The sequence below is a fragment of the Mycobacterium venezuelense genome (assembly GCF_054919535.1).
Window position 1 is genome coordinate 50292 of sequence record NZ_JBONDW010000019.1, and the last position, 17628, is coordinate 67919.

General features: G+C 66.2%; 21 protein-coding genes. 10 read left to right on the forward strand and 11 right to left on the reverse strand.

The features are described 5' to 3' along the window. Window positions 1–44 precede the first annotated feature (44 nt). The gene (locus ACRCUN_RS26385) at window positions 45–689 is read right to left on the reverse strand and encodes a TetR family transcriptional regulator (RefSeq protein WP_462144576.1); all 645 of its coding nucleotides are present in this window, start codon (window positions 687–689) and stop codon (window positions 45–47) included. Window positions 690–734: 45 nt separating this feature from the next. Between ACRCUN_RS26385 and ACRCUN_RS26390 the strand changes: the two genes are divergently transcribed. Next, window positions 735–2057 carry an FAD-dependent oxidoreductase gene (locus tag ACRCUN_RS26390; protein ID WP_462144577.1) on the forward strand — a complete coding sequence of 441 codons (1323 nt, stop codon included), beginning with the start codon at window positions 735–737 and terminating at the stop codon, window positions 2055–2057. Here ACRCUN_RS26390 and ACRCUN_RS26395 read toward each other — a convergent pair. Beyond that, on the reverse strand, window positions 2054–3328 hold the full coding sequence (locus tag ACRCUN_RS26395) for a cytochrome P450 (RefSeq protein WP_462144578.1): 1275 nt from the start codon (window positions 3326–3328) through the stop codon (window positions 2054–2056). The genes ACRCUN_RS26390 and ACRCUN_RS26395 overlap by 4 nt on opposite strands. Window positions 3329–3604: 276 nt before the next feature. Between ACRCUN_RS26395 and ACRCUN_RS26400 the strand changes: the two genes are divergently transcribed. Further along, window positions 3605–4057, forward strand: a complete 453-nt coding sequence (locus tag ACRCUN_RS26400; protein ID WP_462144579.1) for a hypothetical protein — start codon at window positions 3605–3607, stop codon at window positions 4055–4057. On the opposite strand, the gene ACRCUN_RS26405 is transcribed toward ACRCUN_RS26400, so the two are convergent. Then, window positions 4054–4515: an SRPBCC family protein gene (locus ACRCUN_RS26405; RefSeq protein WP_462144580.1), complete on the reverse strand. Its 462-nt coding sequence runs from the start codon at window positions 4513–4515 to the stop codon at window positions 4054–4056. The two genes, ACRCUN_RS26400 and ACRCUN_RS26405, sit on opposite strands and share 4 nt — an antisense overlap. 52 nt (window positions 4516–4567) lie before the next feature. Further along, entirely contained in the window at window positions 4568–5011 is a 444-nt protein-coding gene (locus ACRCUN_RS26410; protein WP_462144581.1) for a DUF6188 family protein, read from the reverse strand. Between the two features lie 87 nt (window positions 5012–5098). On the opposite strand from ACRCUN_RS26410, the gene ACRCUN_RS26415 reads away from it, so the two are divergent. The 3 genes from ACRCUN_RS26415 to ACRCUN_RS26425 all read left to right on the forward strand — a co-directional run bounded on the left by ACRCUN_RS26415 (window position 5099) and on the right by ACRCUN_RS26425 (window position 7509). Further along, window positions 5099–5980, forward strand: a complete 882-nt coding sequence (locus ACRCUN_RS26415) for a TIGR03854 family LLM class F420-dependent oxidoreductase (protein WP_462144582.1) — start codon at window positions 5099–5101, stop codon at window positions 5978–5980. Between the two features lie 103 nt (window positions 5981–6083). Next, complete coding sequence (locus ACRCUN_RS26420; protein WP_462144583.1) at window positions 6084–6602, forward strand: disulfide bond-forming protein DsbE; 519 nt, start codon at window positions 6084–6086, stop codon at window positions 6600–6602. A 7-nt stretch (window positions 6603–6609) separates the two neighbouring features. Beyond that, window positions 6610–7509: a cytochrome c biogenesis CcdA family protein gene (locus ACRCUN_RS26425; protein WP_462144584.1), complete on the forward strand. Its 900-nt coding sequence runs from the start codon at window positions 6610–6612 to the stop codon at window positions 7507–7509. On the opposite strand, the gene ACRCUN_RS26430 is transcribed toward ACRCUN_RS26425, so the two are convergent. Continuing rightward, window positions 7451–7777 carry a hypothetical protein gene (locus ACRCUN_RS26430; RefSeq protein ID WP_462144585.1) on the reverse strand — a complete coding sequence of 109 codons (327 nt, stop codon included), beginning with the start codon at window positions 7775–7777 and terminating at the stop codon, window positions 7451–7453. The genes ACRCUN_RS26425 and ACRCUN_RS26430 overlap by 59 nt on opposite strands. 17 nt (window positions 7778–7794) lie before the next feature. Then, window positions 7795–8034 carry an Rv3202a family protein gene (locus ACRCUN_RS26435; protein WP_462144586.1) on the reverse strand — a complete coding sequence of 80 codons (240 nt, stop codon included), beginning with the start codon at window positions 8032–8034 and terminating at the stop codon, window positions 7795–7797. A 145-nt stretch (window positions 8035–8179) separates the two neighbouring features. Between ACRCUN_RS26435 and ACRCUN_RS26440 the strand changes: the two genes are divergently transcribed. After that, complete coding sequence (locus ACRCUN_RS26440) at window positions 8180–9067, forward strand: cyclopropane mycolic acid synthase family methyltransferase (protein WP_462144587.1); 888 nt, start codon at window positions 8180–8182, stop codon at window positions 9065–9067. Window positions 9068–9085: 18 nt separating this feature from the next. Here ACRCUN_RS26440 and speB read toward each other — a convergent pair whose 3' ends face one another. After that, complete coding sequence (gene speB / locus ACRCUN_RS26445) at window positions 9086–10123, reverse strand: agmatinase (RefSeq protein WP_462144588.1); 1038 nt, start codon at window positions 10121–10123, stop codon at window positions 9086–9088. 58 nt (window positions 10124–10181) lie between these two features. Then, a complete protein-coding gene (locus ACRCUN_RS26450; protein WP_462144589.1) occupies window positions 10182–10604 on the reverse strand; it encodes an acyl-CoA thioesterase in 423 nt (140 codons plus the stop codon). Window positions 10605–10703: 99 nt separating this feature from the next. Here ACRCUN_RS26450 and ACRCUN_RS26455 point away from each other — a divergent pair, with 99 nt between their 5' ends. Next, window positions 10704–11651, forward strand: a complete 948-nt coding sequence (locus ACRCUN_RS26455) for a threonine ammonia-lyase (RefSeq protein WP_462144590.1) — start codon at window positions 10704–10706, stop codon at window positions 11649–11651. Here the strand turns inward: ACRCUN_RS26455 and ACRCUN_RS26460 are convergent. Then, the gene (locus tag ACRCUN_RS26460; protein ID WP_462144591.1) at window positions 11648–13105 is read right to left on the reverse strand and encodes a peptide MFS transporter; all 1458 of its coding nucleotides are present in this window, start codon (window positions 13103–13105) and stop codon (window positions 11648–11650) included. The two genes, ACRCUN_RS26455 and ACRCUN_RS26460, sit on opposite strands and share 4 nt — an antisense overlap. Before the next feature lie 258 nt (window positions 13106–13363). Between ACRCUN_RS26460 and ACRCUN_RS26465 the strand changes: the two genes are divergently transcribed. The 3 genes from ACRCUN_RS26465 (at window position 13364) to ACRCUN_RS26475 (ending at window position 16253) form a co-directional block, all read left to right on the forward strand. After that, window positions 13364–14722 (forward strand): DUF7159 family protein, encoded by a 1359-nt coding sequence (locus tag ACRCUN_RS26465; protein WP_462144592.1) that lies wholly within the window; start codon window positions 13364–13366, stop codon window positions 14720–14722. A gap of 22 nt (window positions 14723–14744) precedes the next feature. Beyond that, window positions 14745–15347, forward strand: coding sequence for a Pr6Pr family membrane protein (locus tag ACRCUN_RS26470; protein ID WP_462144593.1), 603 nt, complete (start codon window positions 14745–14747; stop codon window positions 15345–15347). A 126-nt stretch (window positions 15348–15473) separates the two neighbouring features. After that, the gene (locus ACRCUN_RS26475) at window positions 15474–16253 is read left to right on the forward strand and encodes a L,D-transpeptidase (protein WP_462144594.1); all 780 of its coding nucleotides are present in this window, start codon (window positions 15474–15476) and stop codon (window positions 16251–16253) included. Here the strand turns inward: ACRCUN_RS26475 and ACRCUN_RS26480 are convergent. Then, complete coding sequence (locus ACRCUN_RS26480; protein WP_462144595.1) at window positions 16237–16890, reverse strand: sterol desaturase family protein; 654 nt, start codon at window positions 16888–16890, stop codon at window positions 16237–16239. The two genes, ACRCUN_RS26475 and ACRCUN_RS26480, sit on opposite strands and share 17 nt — an antisense overlap. Beyond that, the gene (locus ACRCUN_RS26485; protein WP_462144596.1) at window positions 16887–17609 is read right to left on the reverse strand and encodes a FadR/GntR family transcriptional regulator; all 723 of its coding nucleotides are present in this window, start codon (window positions 17607–17609) and stop codon (window positions 16887–16889) included. The genes ACRCUN_RS26480 and ACRCUN_RS26485 overlap by 4 nt, the downstream gene beginning before the upstream one ends. Window positions 17610–17628 lie beyond the last annotated feature (19 nt).

Sequence of the window (17628 nt, forward strand, 5' to 3'; positions counted from 1 at the left end):
CAGCTCTGAGTGGAGTGCCCCGACGGCGGCGGGACAAACCACCGCTATCCGACCAGCAGCTCACGCACCAGCGTCTCGCCGAGCCAGTCGGCGAACCGGCGCACGGTCCAGCCGCGCACCCGTACCAGGCGATCGAACAGCACCGGATCGGTCGCGAGCCAAACGACGTCGACGGCGTCGCCGGGCCGGCGGCGCGCGGTCAGCGCATTACGCTCGCGTAAGTGCTTGACCACCCTGCGGGCCCCGTCCAACCGCTGCCGGTGCAGTTCGGCGAGCAGACCGGCGGCATCGGAATCCTCGTCGGCAGCGATTTCGACTGCGCGGAACAGTTGTGCGGTGCGGGCGTCGATGTCGGCGAGCAAATGCGCCCAGCCGACGAGAAGTTGTACCGGGTCGTCGTTTTCGAAAAGTCGCGTCATCGAGTCGCGGTTGGCCAGGCCGACGGGCTGGTCGTCGCCGGCGATGGCCCAGTCCACGGCGAGCTTCAACAGATCGACCTTGCCTCCGGCCGAACTGAACACCGTCTTTCGGCTGACCGCGGCCGCAGCTGCCACCGCATCGATGGTCGTCGCACGGTAGCCCCGCTCGACGAACAGTTCCGCGGCGGCGGCCACCACGGCGCGGCGGGTCTCGGCAGCCTGCGTCGTGCGCAGCTCCGAACGGTACGGCCGCTTGACAGCGTCGACCATTTCAGGTGACTCTTAGTGTATTCATTACGTCACACGCTACCTGAAATGGATCGCATGCGCATCGTCATCGTGGGAGCGGGGCCGGTCGGACTGTTCTGTTCCATAGCGTTGGCCGGCCGGCGCCACCAGATCACCGTGGTCGACCGCGACGGTGGGCCGCCGCCACGCGGTCCGTGGATGCGCAAAGGCGTGATGCAGTTTCACCATGCACACACCTTTCGCGGTCAGGTCGTCGATGCGCTGCGCGCCGAAATGCCCGGGGTCCTCGATGATCTACTGGCTCGCGGGGCCGAGATCGCCGTAGGTGCCAACGGACTCCCCGCCGCGTTGCTCTGTCGGCGGTCGACCTTCGAGCGCGCGTTACGTGCCACGGCGACGGCACATCCCAACGTCGTCGTACACACCGGCCATGTCGATCGCGTCGTGGCGGAGAACGGCCGTGCCGTCGCAATCACCGTGGGCGGAAATCGTGTCGGTGCCGATCTGATCATCGACGCGTCGGGACGGGCCAGCCGATTCACGCGGGGGCTGCGACCGCCGGCCGAGGGCGGCGACTGCGGTGCCGTCTACGTCACCCGCCAATATCGCCTCCAACCCAATGCCCAACGCGGGCCGGTGAACTCACCGATCGGGCTGTCGCTCAGTTTTCCCGGCTACTTCGCGATCGCCTTTCTGCACGACAACCACACCTTCTCGGTCACCATCAATCACGACGGGTCCGACCCTCGACTTCGTGGCCTGCGGCAGGAGGGGGTGTTCGAGACATCGGTTCGAGCGATTCCTGGCCTCGCGGACTGGGTGGACGCCAATCGGTCACACCCGATCACGCCGGTGCTTCCAGGAGGCCGGTTGTACAACAGCTATCGTGGCCAACTCGACCAGACCGGCCGGCCGGCGCTGCCGGGTCTGATTTCGGTGGGCGACGCGGTCTGTACCACAACGCCGCTCGCGGGTCGCGGTGTGGCGCTCGGATTGCTGCAGGCCCGTTCACTGGCCGGCGCCATCGAGCGATGCGGGATCGACATCTCCAGTGCCGCTGACGAATTCGACGCGTGGTGTGCGGCCAATATCAAACCGTGGTTTGCCGATCACGTGGTCGCCGATGCCGATCGTATGCGCCGGTGGTCGGGCGGTGACGTCGACGTGAGCCGGCGGTTGCCCTCGGATCTGATTGTCGCGGCCGCGGCGGCCGACTCGAGCGTGCGGGCCGTCGTCGAGCCATACGCGCAGATGACCGCACTGCCGGACAGCCTCCTTGCGGCCGAGCCCAGGGCCAGGCAGCTATACGCGAGCGGCTGGCGGCCACCCGTTCCGCCGGGGCCGTCGCGCGACGAACTCGCGGCGATCTGTGCCGAGCGTGCGGCTTAGCGCCAGGCGACGGGCAGTCGCTTGATGCCGTGGATGAAGGCCGACTGCAGGCGGTCCGGTTCCTCGGTAACGGCGATGTCGGGCAGTTGGCGGTGCAGTTCCTCGAACGCCACGGTGATCTCACGCCGCGCGAGGTTGGCGCCGAGACAGAAATGTGCTCCACCGCCACCGAATCCGACATGCGGGTTGGGGTGACGACGCACGTCGAACTTCCACGGATCGGCGAACTTCGACTCGTCGCGGTTGGCCGATCCGTACCAGAGGGTGACTTTGTCGCCGGCAGCCAGCGAAGTGCCGCCCAGTTCGGTGTCCTGCGTGACGGTACGACGCATGTAGCTCACCGGTGAGGCCCAGCGCACAATCTCCTCGACGGCGGTGGGCGCCAGTTCGTCGTAGGCCGACCACCACAGGTCGCGTTGTTCCGGGTAGCGGGTGAGCGCGAGGACGCCGTGACTGATGGCGTTGCGCGTGGTTTCGTTGCCGGCCACGACGAGCAGGATGAAGAACGAGGCCACCTCGGCCGACGTCAGCCGCTCGCCATCCACCTCGGCCTCGACGAGGCTCGTCGTGAGATCGTTTGCGGGCACCGCTCGGCGCTCATCCGCCAGCGCGGTGGCATACGCGCCGATGTCCATCGCGACAGCGATGAACTCGTTGAAGTCAGTGGTGAGATCTGGATCGCCGAAACCCAGGATCACGTTGGTCCAATGGAAGATCCGCTGATGGTCCTCCTCCGGGATACCCATCATGTCGCAGATGATCTGCAGCGGCAGCGGCCCGGCGAGTTCGGTGACCAGTTCGGCGTGGCCGTCGGGATTCCGTGACACCATGTCGGCGACCAGCCGCCGTGCGCGGTCGCGCACAGAATCCTCGATGAGCGCGAGCACTCTGGGCGTGAATGCGCTGCGAACGATGTTGCGGAGACGGGTGTGGCGCGGATCGTCCATCGCGATCATCGACCCGAAATACTCCGCCAGTTCCGGGGTTTGGTCGCCGATCGTGATCCCAGAGGCGGAGCTGAAGATCTCGGGATGGCGGCTCGCATGGAAGACGTCGTCGTAGCGGGTGACTGCCCAGTGCCCGCTTCCTTGTGGAAATCCCACCTCCTCGAACGCGGGCTGGAACGAAACCGGCGCCTGCGCGCGCAGCGTCGTGAACGCGCCGTCCCGAATGTCGTCGTCCAGCGCCCAGAAGTCCCAGGACCCCAGGTTGATGTCGGAGAGCGGAACATCCGGCGGAGCCGTTCCGTTGACCCGCGGTGCGATACCCACACCGCCAGGGTAGGGCGGTATTCGGCGCTTGGGTTCAAATTGCGAGACCGCCCGAGAATCGGGACTCCCGGGCAAACCACGCTGAAAGTCTGGCCAGTCACCACCGCGTTGCAGCGAATTGCGCCGGGCGCCGTGCCGCGGTCCGGGTAACGCGCAGGCACACCGCGCCGATATGTCATCGGGGTGAACGTCTTGCCGCGTGGTGTCGCAAGACGTTGCGGCGCCGTGCCATTGGGGGATGGCCGGCGCCAGGGTCACCACAGTAGGAGGTAGTGGATGAATACGCGTAAGGCGTTGAGCAAGGCCGTTGCGGCGACGCTGACGGTCGGCGCGCTCGGATTCGGCGTCACGGCGTTCGGCTCACCGGTGGCTTCGGCCAGCCCGATCGCGCCGGCTCCGCTCAAGCCAGGACACGGCAACGACGATTGCTTCCCGTTCTGTGACCGCGGACCCGGTCGCGACTTCGATCGCGGCCACTGGAACGACGACCACTGGGACGACAAGGGTCCCTGGTGGGCCAACAACCGGCACGACTGGTGGGACGACCGCAAGGGCCCGCCACCGTGGGGCTGGGGACCGCCGCCGCCGGTGCAATGGAACGGTCCGTTGCCACCGACGATCAACTACTGGGGCTATAACCTGAATCCCGTGTGGGACAACGGTTTCCGCCAGTGGGGCGTGTGGTTCTTCGGGGTATGGGTCCCGATCTTCGGGGTGGGCTTCCGTTAAGCCGCGTCGGACTCCACGACAGCCTTGATGCGTTCGAGCGTCTTGCGCATGTCGCGGATGTTGCGTCGTTTACGCAGCGGGCCTGCCACGGCCCAGAACAGCCGGTTCGGCACCGATTCGCTGAGTCGGAACGACTCGGTGACTTCGGTGCCGTCGGCCCGCTGCGTAAACCGGTAGTGCCAGTTGTTGATCGGCTTGTCGCCGAGCAGAACCGCGAAGCCGAACTCTTTGCCCGGGTCGCACGCCGTGACCCGGCAGGTCGTCCAGTACACCGGCCCGATCTCGTTGCGCTTCACATGACCGCGAAACCGGGCGCCGAGTGCCGGGCCCGAGGCGCCGTCGAGCCATTCGGCCTCCATGACCTCGGGCGAGAAGCGGCCGGTATTGCGCACATCGGCGACCAGATCCCAGATTCGTTCGGCAGGTGCGGCCATCGACACCGTGACTGAGGCATGCATGGGGTCACAGTATTCGTAAAGTCGGCACCCGCCCAGAGCGTTGTGGTGCCGGTCAGCCGCTTTCCCGGTTGTCGTACCCGGCTCCGGCGCTGTCCAAGTCGTCGCCCAGGTCGTGCCGCACGACGCGGACCCGGCCATGAGGCAGACATGCCGCGTAGCCGTGATGCTTGCCGTACAGCTCCCACGACGTGCGGTGTTCGTCGGGGCGCACGTCGATGCGGTGGCCGTCGGAGAACACCAGGTGAAGACCGCCCTCGTCATCCCAGTCGGCGTGGGTGCAGCGCTGCCCGGCGAAGTCGAAGAGCGGGCGAACTTCGTCGGTCAACGCCCTCGGGTCGATCGACACCACTTCCGAATCGTCGTGTTCGGTTGCCGGCAGTGTCAGCTGGAACGGCACCGCGACGACGAGTTCGTTGTAGTCATTCAGGTTGAGTACCAGCCCGTCGCGAAACATGATCCGCTGGACCAAGCAACCCTCAATCCACTGTTCGGTCATTTTCTTACTCTGAACCGCTTGCACATCGGGCACAAGAGGCGCCCGCCCGGTGTTGGCACTGGGTATGGCAACTGCGGAAGATGTCCGATGAAGGTCCGGTTCGGCGTGGGCCTCGGCGCAGACACCGGGCCGGAGGTGCTGGGCGGCATCGTCGACGAGCTGGAAAGCGCCGGTGTCGACTCCGTTTGGTTCTCCGAACTCGTGTATACGCCGGCCGTGGACCCGTTCATAGGTATGGCGTACGCGCTGGCCCGCACGACCCGGTTGAAGGTCGGGACGTCGGTCGCGATCCTTCCGGGACGCCATCCGGTCCTGGTCGCCAAACAGCTGGCATCGCTCGCGGCGCTCGCGCCCAAACGCGTTCTGCCGGTGTTCGGCCTCCAATCGGCACTGACGGCCGAGCGCGCGGTGTTCGCGGTGCCACCCGGGCGCCGGGCAGCGGTATTCGACGAATCGCTGCGGCTGCTGCGGGCCGTGTTGCGGCAGCGCGACGTCTCATTCGAGGGTGACTTCTTCAGCGTGCCGTCCGCAGACGTCCAGCCGATTCCGGCCCATCCGCTCGACATCTGGCTCGGCGGCTCCGCACCGTCGGCCCTGACCCGGATCGGCCGGTTCGGCGACGGCTGGCTCGGCAGCTTCCTCACGCCACCGGAAGCGGCCGCGGCGCGCCGACAGATCGAGCATGCGGCAGAAGCTGCTGGCCGCATGATCGAGCCGGACCACTACGGCATCAGCCTCGCGGTCGCTGACGGCCACATACCCGCCGACACCGTCGCGGCGGTGCGCCGCCGCCGACCTGATGTGGACCCGGCCGACCTCATCGCCACCGACTGGGCGGCGCTGCACCGCCAACTCGACGGCTACCTGGCCGCGGGCTTGACGAAGTTCGTCATCAGAGCGGCCGGGCCGACCGATCGGGAGGCTTTTGTGGCTCGATTCGTGGCAGAACTCCTGCCTCGGCAGAACTGAAGGTGTGCAAACGGGCACGGGTGAACTCGACCGTGCCTACCGTCGTGTAAGGGGAGTGCGAACACCGCACGCGCGCCGAACCCTGAGCAAAGGAGATGGTGCCATGAGCATCCGATTCCCGCGGCTGTACAAACCGTTCGCCATCGGCCTGGCCGGGGTGCTGTCCGCGATAGCGGTCGCGCTCGCCCTCGTCGCCGCACCCGCCGCGGTCGCCGACGACCGCCTGCAGTTCAGCGGCACGACGCTGTCGGGCGCGCCGTTCGACGGGTCCAGCCTGGCAGGCCGGCCCGCGGTGCTGTGGTTCTGGACGCCGTGGTGCCCGTTCTGTAACGCGGAGGCGCCTTCGGTGAGCCAGGTGGCCGCGGCCAACCCACAGGTGGCCTTCGTCGGCATCGCGGCGCGCTCCGATGTCGCGGCGATGCAAGGCTTCGTCGACAAATACAACTTGAACTTCCCGAACCTGAACGACGCCGACGGAGCGATCTGGGCCCGGTACAACGTGCCGTGGCAGCCCGCCTACGTGTTCTACCGCGCAGACGGGACGTCGACGTTCGTCAACAACCCGACGTCGGCGATGCCGCAGCAGGAGTTGGCCAATCGGGTGGCCGCGCTCGGCGGCTGATTCGGGCGTGGAGCAGAACCTGATCGGGTTGGCGTTCGGCGCGGGCCTGGTGGCCGCGCTGAACCCATGCGGATTCGCCATGCTGCCCGGTTATCTTGCGCTCGTGGTGCGCGGCGAAACCGCACCGGGAGCGCTCGGGGCACTGGGGCGTGCGCTGCTGGCCACCATCGCCATGGCCGCCGGGTTTGTGGCGGTGTTCGCCACCTTCGGTGCCCTGACGATCGCGGCCGCCAGCACCGTGCAACGGTATCTGCCCTACGTCACCGTGGTCATCGGGCTGGTCCTGCTCGGGCTCGGCTGTTGGCTGCTTTCGGGCCGTCATCTCGGGCTTCTGGTCCCGAAAGTCTTGACACACAACACAACATGGGCCCCGACCGCGCGGCTCGGCTCGATGCTGGGGTATGGCGTCACCTATGCGCTGGCGTCGTTGTCGTGCACTGTCGGGCCGTTTCTCGCGGTGACCGGGGCCGGGTTGAAATCCGATACACCGTTGCACGGTGTGGGGGTATTCGCCGCCTACGCCGCGGGCTTCACGCTCATCGTGGGCGTGCTGGCGGTTGCGGCTGCGCTCGCGAGCACCGTGGTGGTCGATCGGATGCGCCGTGTCGTCCCGTACATCAACAGGATCAGCGGCGCGCTGCTGATCGCCGTCGGCGCCTATGTCAGCTACTACGGCGTTTACGAGATCCGCCTGTTCACGTCCGAAGGAAATCCGCAGGATCCGGTGATCGCCGCGGCCGGGCGCGTCCAGGGAGCGGTGGCAGGCTGGGTTCATCTACACGGGGCATGGCCGTGGGTGCTGATGCTGGCCGGGCTGATCGCGGCCGGGTTGATGTCGCGAGCCGCAGTCAGATTCGTCGCGAGACGTCGGCGCGCACGTCCGGCCAGGGTGGCCGACGCACCATAGCGGCGGTGGCCAACGTCGCCGCCACGAGACCGATGAACTCACCGAGCAACGCGATGCGCGTGCTGTCGACAGCCGGGACCCAGGTGGACTTGCCGCCGTGGATGACGAAGACCCCGAGTGGTCGCGCCGTCATCCGGCCGTCGGCGCGGCGGCGCACCTTGCTCACAGGTATGACGGTCGATCCGTCAGGGGTCTGGTGCGGGTCGCCGAACACCCGAGGCATCTCGGGATCGACGGGCAGGTCCTCGAGCGCCTCGGGCAGCCGCATGAATGTGTCCTTCCAGGTCAGCGGTCGAAATCGAAGTCATCGTCGGCCGGTATCACCAGTGCCTGTTCGATGAGATCGGCTTCGTTGGCATCGGTGTAGGTCGAGATCCGCACGCGGACGGCGTCCAGCGCGCCTTCGTCGTCCTCGTCGACCCCGACCGGGGTCAGTTGCTCGACCGCGTCGGCTTCGGACACGACGTCGTCGAACGCACGGTCACCCGTTTGCGTCATCATCACCCCCGGTCGGTCAACGCTCATCTCGTCCGATTGTCCTACCTGTAATCTGGTGATTCAACGTTCTCAGGTCCATGGGGTACTGTCCGAGACCTGCAGATCGACGGGGGATGTTCCCTGGTAGTGGGGAACGCAATAAAAGAAGCACCTTCAACTGTCAAAGGCTGCCGTGCCAGAGAAAACCACCGATTTCGTGGCTCTCGAGCCGCACTTCGAGGACGTCCAGTCCCACTACGACCTGTCCGACGAGTTCTTCCGGCTGTTTCTGGATCCCACCCAGACTTACAGCTGCGCCTACTTCGAGCGTCCCGATATGACGCTCGAGGAGGCCCAGTTGGCCAAGATCGATCTCTCGCTGGGCAAACTGGGGTTACAGCCGGGAATGACGCTGCTCGACGTCGGCTGCGGGTGGGGAGCCACGCTGCGGCGCGCCGTCGAGCGCCATGACGTCAACGTCGTCGGCTTGACGCTCAGCCGCAATCAGCAAGCTCACGTCGCGCGCAGTTTCGAGGCGCTCGGCACCGACCGGACCAGCCGAGTCCTGCTGCAGGGCTGGGAGCAGTTCGACGAGTCCGTGGACCGGATCGTTTCGATCGGCGCGTTCGAGCATTTCGGTGCCGATCGCTACGACGATTTCTTCCGCATGGCATACACCGCCCTGCCCGACGACGGCGTGATGATGCTGCACACCATCGTCAAGCCCAGCGGCGAGGAATTCGAGGCTCGCGGACTGGCGCTGACGATGCGCCGGCTGCGGTTCTTCAAATTCATCATGGATGAGATCTTCCCCGGCGGTGAGCTGCCGTATGTCGCTCAGGTCGAGGAGCATGCCCGGCGTGCCGGCTTCCGCGTCGACCTGGTTCAGTCGCTGCGTCCGCACTACGCGAAGACCCTGGACATCTGGGCCGCCGCGTTGCACGACCGCAAAGACGAAGCGATCGCGCTGCAGTCCGAGGAGATGTACGAGCGGTACATGAAGTACCTCACCGGCTGCGCTGACCTGTTCCGCGAGGGCTATACCGACGTCTGCCAGTTCACGCTGGTCAAGGCTTCCTGAAAACGCCGCCACGTCCGGTCATCGGGCGGGCGGGCCAGGCTTCTCCTTCGCGGCGTCGCGCCGCCGGGCCGCCATCCCCGCCAGCGCCTCGAACACCACCCGGTGCGCGGCGTTCACCGTGAGCTCGGCGTGGTCGTAGGCCGGTGCGACCTCGACCACGTCGACCCCGGCGATGTCATGGCGATAGCAGAGCTGCCGGACCATGCGAAGCAGGTCGGCGCTCGTGATCCCGCCGGGCTCCGGCGTTCCCGTGCCCGGTGCATGTGCCGGGTCCAGCACATCGATATCGACTGAGACGTAGAGTTTTTCAGCCTTCGCGAGGGCTTCGGATACCGCGTCGGCCATGACCTCCTTGAAACCCCGGTCCCAGATTTCCTGCATGGTGTGCCACGTCATGCCCTGCCCCAGCATCCACTCGAACGTGTCCTGTGGTGGCCAATAGCCCCTTAGGCCGACCTGAACGAAATGCGTACCGGGGACCGCTCCGGATTCGATCAGCCGGCGCATCGGCGTGCCGTGGCTGGCCAGGTTGCCTTCGATGTTGTCAGCCGTGTCGGCGTGCGCGTCGAAATGCACGATGCCCACGTTGCCGTAGCCGTGTACATCGGCGACGGCGGTCGCCGACGGCCACGTGATCGAGTGGTCGCCGCCGAGCACCACCGGAACGATCCCGCGCGAGGCCACCGCGTGCACGCGTTGCCGGATGTTGGCGTGCGAGACCTCGGTCTGCCCGTGCGGGCAGTAGGCGTCGCCGAAATCGACCACCTCGAGCCAGTCGAAGATCTCCAGGCCGAGATCGAGGTGATACGTACCGGCTTCATAGGCCGTGGCACGTATGGCCCGTGGCCCGAACCGTGCGCCGGGCCGGTTGGTGGTCGCGATGTCGAACGGTGCCCCGACGATCGCGGCATCGGGCCGCCACGCGTCGAGCTGATCGGTTTCGGTCAGGAACGGGCGGTGTCCGAAGGACACCAGACCCGAATACGGCAGGTCCAACTGCTCGGCCATGCCCGGCGGCAGCTCGCGGCCCGACCCATCCTCGTCATGAGCACCCATGGTCTGACATTACCGCCGCGGCCGCGACCGTGGACCGGGTCTGCTGAATCGCGTTACGTCATTGAACAACAACAGAACTGAGCGCACACCGCAGCGGTTCAGGGACCGGGCGCTTGGTCCAGTCAGCCGTAGACAGCACGACGTAGACGTTGCGGCCACGCACGGCCGGGCGCTCCGGTGTCGCGGGGTCGGAGGCCAGAACCGTGAAACCCACCGCGAAGCTCGTCGTCCCGATGTGCTCACAGCACACCGCGACCCGAACGGAGTCGCGCCACCGCACCGAGGCCAGATAGTCGATTTCGCTGTGCACCACCTGAAGGTCGTGGCCCGTTGCGATGAGCCCCGGATAGCTCACTTCCAGGTGGTCGAGCAGGCCGGTGAGCGCCTCGTCGAACCACGTGAGGTAGTGACCGTTGAATACGACGCCCTGCTGGTCGATTTCGGCGTAGCGCGGCACGATCGGAAAGGTGAACTCGCTCACGTGATTGCCTCCGCTCTCGCGTGCATTGCCGCTCCACCGTAATACCGGCGTGGCCTGCGGTACTTTCACCGCGCGCCGAGACACGCGAGACTTGACGCCGTGAAACTCGTGACCATCGATGACATCCGCGACGCCGCGCAAAGAATCGCCGCCGACATCGTCGCGACGCCGCTGTTGCCTGCCGGCTGGGGAGACCCCGACCGGCCACTCTGGCTCAAGCCGGAGAACCTGCAACCGATCGGCGCTTTCAAGATTCGCGGTGCGTTCAATGCGCTCGGGCGGTTGGATCCGGCCATCCGGGCCAGGGGGGTGGTCGCGTACTCGAGCGGCAACCATGCACAAGCCGTTGCCTACGCCGCGGCGGCGTACGGCGTGACCGCCCACATCGTGATGCCCGAGGAGACGCCCAACGTCAAGGTCGAGGCGACCCGCGGCCACGGCGCCGAGGTGGTGCTGTGCGGTGCCGGGAAGCGCGAACAGGTTGCCGACGAACTTGTGGCACGCACCGGCGGAGTTCTGGTACCTCCCTTCGACCACCCGGACATCATCGCCGGGCAGGGCACCATCGGGCTTGAGATCGCGCAGGACCTCAGCGACGTTGCGGCCGTACTCATCCCGGTCAGCGGTGGCGGCCTGGCCTCGGGCATCGGCACCGCGATCCGGGCGTTGTGCCCGCACGCCAAGGTGTTCGGCGTCGAACCCGAACTCGCCGCCGACACCGCCGAAAGCCTGGCCCTCGGGCGCCGGGTGGAGTGGCCGGTGGCGCGACGCAACCGGACGATCGCGGACGGTCTGCGATCGACCCCATCCGAGTTGACCTTCGCCCATCTGCAGCGGGTGCTGGACGATGTCATCGTCGTCACCGAAGACGAGATCCGTTCGGCAGTACAGGAACTGGCGTACCGTGCCCACCTGATCGCCGAACCCAGCGGAGCGGTGGCGCTTGCCGGGTACCGGAAGGCGGCGACACCTACCGGCCCCGCCGCCGTCGTGGTGTCCGGTGGCAACATCGAGCCGCCGATGCTGCGTGAGATCCTGTCGGTCTAGTGCACGCCCTCCATCAGGCGGGTGATCCACCCCGACATCGCGAACACCGCCGCACCGGCGAGGATCGCGACGGCGCCGAGGATGCCGAAGTATGCGAACTCGTGCGCGGGATCGTAGCGCTGCGCGAGCACGCCCGACATCGCGGTACCGAGACCGACCGAGAAGAAGTACAGCGCCATCATCTGTGCCCGGAACGCTTCCGGCGCAAGCTTTGTCGTCACCGACAAGCCGATGGGGGACAGGAGCAGTTCGGAGATCGCGAACACCGCCATGATGCCCATGACCAACAGCGCGGGTACCGCCCGTCCGGTTGTACCCGCCATGGGCAGAAACAACAGGAACGCTGCGCCCATGCCGATCACGCCGTAGGCGAACTTGCGCGGTGTGGTCGGCGCACGATTGCCGAGACGGGTCCATAGAACGGCGAAAAGCGGTGACAGCAAAATGATCCAGATTGGCTCGATCGAGCCGATCCAGTTCGATGGCGCGGTCCAGCCGAAGATCGACCAGTTCATCCGTTCATCGGAATACACGGCCAGCACCGTGAAGATCTGCTGGAACAGCGACCAGAAGACGGCGTTGGCAATGAAGAGCGGTATGAACGCCCGGACCCGGGTGCGCTCGACGGGTGTGACCTTGGCGCTGGTCAGCATCACGGTGAAGTACATCAGCGAAGCGAGGACGATCACGACGGTGGTGGCCTGAGACAGGTTCGCCAAAGTCACCACGCCGGAGAGGGACAATGCGGCCGCTACGAGCGCGAGGGCCACGATGACAGCGATGACCTTGCCGATCGCGCTGGACGGCAAGGGATTCGGGACGATACGTCCGTGTGTGCCGAGGTTGCGCCGGAACAACACATACTGGGTCAGTCCCAGCCCCATCCCGATTGCCGCAGCACCGAAGCCGTAATGGAAGCCGAGGCGGGTCTGCAACAACCCGGTGATCAGAGGTCCGACGAAGGCGCCAAGATTGATGCCGAGATAGAACAGTGTGAAGCCGCCGTCACAGCGCGCGTCGCCCTTCTCGTACAACGTGCCAAGCAGAGACGAGGCGTTGGCTTTCAACGCTCCTGAACCGAGCGCTACGAGCACGAGACCGAGACCGACGCCCGTCAGACCCGGGATCACCGCCAATGCGATGTGTCCCGCCATCACCACCACACCGCCGTAGAACACGGTGCGTTCCATGCCGAGGACCCGGTCGGCGATCCAGCCGCCGAGCACAGTCGACAGGTAGACCAAGCCGCCGTAGGCGCCCACGATGCCCGTGGCGGTGGTTTTCGGTAAACCGAGTCCACCATCGGTGGCCGTGTAATACAGGTAGTAGCCGAGGATCGTGAGCATCCCGTAGAAGGAGAACCGTTCCCAAAGCTCGACGCCGAAGAGGTTGGCCAACCCGACGGGATGGCCGAAGAACGTGCGTCGGGTGTGTGAGTCCTGCACTGCAGCCATGCGGTCACCCTGCCACGCGGCCGCGCTGCGGCGGGGACTTTCGCCGGTTCGTCGGCAAACCGATGTTGCGCTGTGTTCACGGTGTTCTGGGACACAGCACATTTCGCGTGACTGTGCGGCGGGGCCACAGGTGTACTCGAGGTCCAGGTCACCGGTAAGGTCTGCCGAACAAGGTGGACGACGGCCACATTTTCCGGTCCGTTCCGATGCTTCGGTGGCGGACCACCGTTTCGTGGCCACAGCTCCGAGGGGGTGCATGTGGACGCGGTGCTCGGCGTCTCTTTGACTCCGTCCACCGTCGGCCTCGTTCTTGTCGAAGGGCAGGAGGCCGATGGGGCCACCGTCGACCACGAGACCTACGACATCCGTGACCTCGAACCGCTGGCGTTGGCTGAAGTCACTGAGCGCGTGGTCGCCGCGGTGGCGCGCGCCGAGGCCGTCTCGGCCGAGCGGGGTCACCGCCTGCAGTCCATCGGCGTCACGTGGAGCGACGGTGCCGACATCGAAGCCTCCCAACTGCTGACGGCGCTGTCCGATGCGGGTTTCGCGAACGTGTTACCCATCCGCTTCCCGCAGGCTACGGACACGTTGGCGCGCGGCATCGCCGGTGTCGTGGGATTCGACACCACAGTCGTATGCGTGATCGAGCCCGAATTGATCTTGGCGCTCACTGCGACTCCCACCGATGGGCCGGTACGCACCACCCAGGTCCATGGCATCGAGACCGTGCAGGGACTGACCGATTGGCTGTGCGGTCTGTTCGCTGCGACGACACCGCGTCCGGATGCCCTCGTGGTCGTCGGGTCCGCAGTCGATTTCGACGCCGTGATGCCGAAACTGCAAGCTGCCCTTGAAATTCCGGTATTCACGCCGGCCGACGAAGGCGTGGCATTGGCCAGGGGCGCAGCCCTGGCGTCAGCGCGTCGCGGTCGGTTCATGTTCACCGAGCCGACGCGAGACCCCGGGCGCAGACGTTGGGGGCCTGCGCAGCTCGCCCCCGCGGTCATGCTGGCCGTCGGGATCATCACCTTCGTGGTGTCGCTATCGTTGGCAATCAGTCATCACGTCGCGGCGCCCGAACCCGAAGCAGGCCCGCGCCAGACGCGCCCGGTGGTCAGCGTCTCCGGCACGCCCGCCGCTACCCAGCACATACCCGCTGCGGTGATTCCGCCTGCGGCGCCATCGATTCCCGAAGTCGCGCCCGTCGTTGTCGAGCCGCCCGCTGTCGTCGAGCCGGTCGTACCCGAGTTCATCTCCGAACCCGATGTCGGGACGGTTCCCGCCGACGTCCCGCCGCCGGTTGTTCCCGCGGCGCCGGTGCCAGAGGCGGTGCCGCCGGTCCTCTCGCCACCGGTGCCCACCAAGAAGCCATTGCTCACGAGAATCCGTGACCGGTTGCGCGGCGGGCCGGATGTGCCAGAACAGCAGCCGTTGGGCGGTTCGGTGCCACCGGCACCGAACGCACTTGCGCCGGAAGCCGCGCCGCCACCGGCTCCCGCCGCTCCACCACCGATCGGTGCGGAGTTGGCGCCTCCCGCGCCCGCTGTCCCGGAGCAGGCGCCCCCGCCGGACATCGCGCCGTCACCGGTGCCTCCGCCGCTGCCTCCGATGCCCTGAAACAGCGGCTATTCTCGATGCGGTGAATCCTGCTGCGGTGCGGACGGGCCTGAGGATCTGCACCGTGGCGGCGGTGGTGCTGGCCATCGTGCTGGTCGAGGTCACGACGCGGTCTGGCGTCTTGTGGCGGCTGATCACCTTCACCTATCAGGCCAACCTGCTTGCGGCCGCGTTCTATATCTGGACGCTGGTCTCGCGGCGGGCCGACGCCAGGGCGGGTTTGCGTGGCGCAGTCGTGGTCTACGTGTTGGTGGCCGGCGTCATCTGGAATCTCTTCCTCACCGAGGCGAGCATGGGATACACGCCGGCCAATCTGCTTTTGCATGTACTGGTGCCGCTTCTGGCCGTAGCCGAGTGGCTGCTCGTGGGTGGCGCACAGGGCGCGATCCGATGGTGGCAACCTTTGATCTGGCTGCTGTATCCGGCCGTCTACGTCGGGCTTGCGTTGCTGGTGTTGAGCAGTGCCGGCCGGCGCGTGCCGTACTACTTCCTCGATCCGGATGCAGTCGGCAACCTCGGTGTGTTGACCAACATCGGCCTGCTGGGGCTGGTATTCGTGGGCTTCGGATACGCCCTGATGGCACATGGCCGTGCTGCGGCGGGAGTGCGCGCCGGCGTCGGATGAAACGTTCCGGCAGGACGTGTCGATGAAGTGACCATGGGCAACTCCCGCCGTGATACTGACGTCGCGCCGGCCGGTGCCGAGCTGCGCCTAACCGGTGCCACTCGCGCCACGACCTACACTGGAGGAATGCTGAGCACACCATCGCCCACGACGACGACAGTTCGGGGCTCGGTACTGAAGGTGTTTGCGGCGATCGGGGTCGCAGTCGTCGCGCTCGCCGGCTCGGTTAACGTCGCGGAAGCCGGCGTCAGCACCGCCTCCACCGCCGCCAAGATCGAGCCCGCTGCGGGCGACGTGGTGGGTGTCGCACATCCCGTGACCGTCACTTTCACCGCGCCGGTGACCGACCGCCGGGCCGCCGAGAAGAGCCTGCGGGTGTCGTCGACGAGCACCCCGACGGGGGAGTTCACCTGGCTCAGTGACGATGTCATGCAGTGGACTCCCGATCAGTTCTGGCCGGCTCATTCGACCATCGCTGTTTCGGCAGGTGGCGCCAAAACCAGCTTCGAAACCGGCGCCGCGGTGGTCGGTGTTGCGGACATCGACGCGCACACGTTCACCGTCAGCATCGACGATCAGGTGGTGCGTGAGATGCCGGCGTCCATGGGCAAGCCCAAATTCCCGACGCCGACCGGCACTTTCACCGCTCTTTCCAAAGAGTCTGTCGTGGTCATGGATTCGCGGACCATCGGCATTCCGCTGAGCGATCCCGAGGGATACAAGCTCACCGTCAACGACGCGGTGCGCGTGACCTGGGGCGGTGTGTACGTGCACGGCGCGCCGTGGTCGGTGGGATCGCAGGGTTACGCGAACGTGAGCCACGGGTGTATCAATCTGAGCCCGGACAACGCCGCCTGGTACTTCGACACCGTCAGTGTGGGCGATCCCATCATCGTGCAGGCGTAGCCGCGTGCAGGTCTTTGGCTGTCGGTGACGTGGGCACGCTAGCCGGATCGGGGTAGGTGCCGAGCATTCGGTCGGCCGTGCCTGCGCTTGTCACGGTGAACCAGTAATGCTCGTTCTTGTAGTGGTGATTTCGGTGATTACGCCAAATCGCCCGGTACACCGCCGTTTTGGGCTTGTAGTCGCTGTGGATCAGATAATGGCACCATTCGTATCCCAGCCCTAGGACCGTGAGGACCGTCAAGAAGGTCAGGCCGAGCTCGAGCCGTGGAAATGCGAGCACCGCAACTGCTACCGCTACCGGCAGCACCCACAGCAGGGCCCGCCACGGGATGAAGATCAACGGGATGTCGCGCGGGTCCACGTGGTGTCTACGATGGTCGCGTGCGAGTATCGAGTCGATCGTGAGTGCACCGAGTTGCCTTGGCCGCCAATGTAATACGAATACGTGCACGATCCACTCGAACAACGGGAACGCTGCGAGCATCACCAGGGGCACCAGAGCGTCGGTCAGCCGCCAGTCGCCGAGGGCCACGCGCGCGGTTGCCGAAACCGCCAGGGTGGCGCCGATCATCCAGGGCGAGGGGTGCCTGATGAATTCGTGGGCCGCCTCGGCCAGGGTGAAGTTCTTGCGTGTCACCGGTTTTCCTCCAGACTCTCCAGAGCTGCCAGCAGTGCGCTGGTGCCCGGTTCGAGAAGATCGTGTGCCGTCTGCCGGGCAGCGGTGGCATCACCGGCCGCGATGGCATCGGCGACGCGCCGGTATGCCTCCGGTCGGCCGACCTCTTCGGCCATCAGCGTGGCGAGTGCGGGCAACACCGGCTCATATGTCGCGCGAAGAGTGTTGAACATCAACCGGAATGCGATGGAATCGGCGCCGTCGACCACGTGATCCCAGAACGTCATCGCATGACGCTGTTGTTCGATCGGGTCCGGCTCGATTTGCAGGGTGTGAAGCGTCGCATCGAGAAGATCGGGCAAGTCGGGCTGTCGGCGCCGAGCGGCGAGCTCGGCGACCTTGGGGCCGTTGTGCAGTCGGGTCTCCAGAATGCTCCGGACGACGGAGATGTCGAGTTCGCCCGCTCGGAACAGCAGGCGGGGCAGGAGATCCAGTCCGGCATGCCGACGAAAGTCACGCACCGTGGTTGCGTCGCCCTGGCGCACCTCGACCAGGCCTGCGGCGGTCAGGCGCTTGATCGCCTCACGTACCGCGGGACGGGACACTCCGAGGACCTCGGCGAGCTTGCGTTCACTCGGGAGCGACTCTCCGGGCTGCATCTCGCCGCTGAGCACCTCGGAAATGATCTGGTCGAACACGTCCTCGGGTACGGATCTCCGGTTCACCGGTTGCAAGGCCATGGACTCATGGTGCATCTTT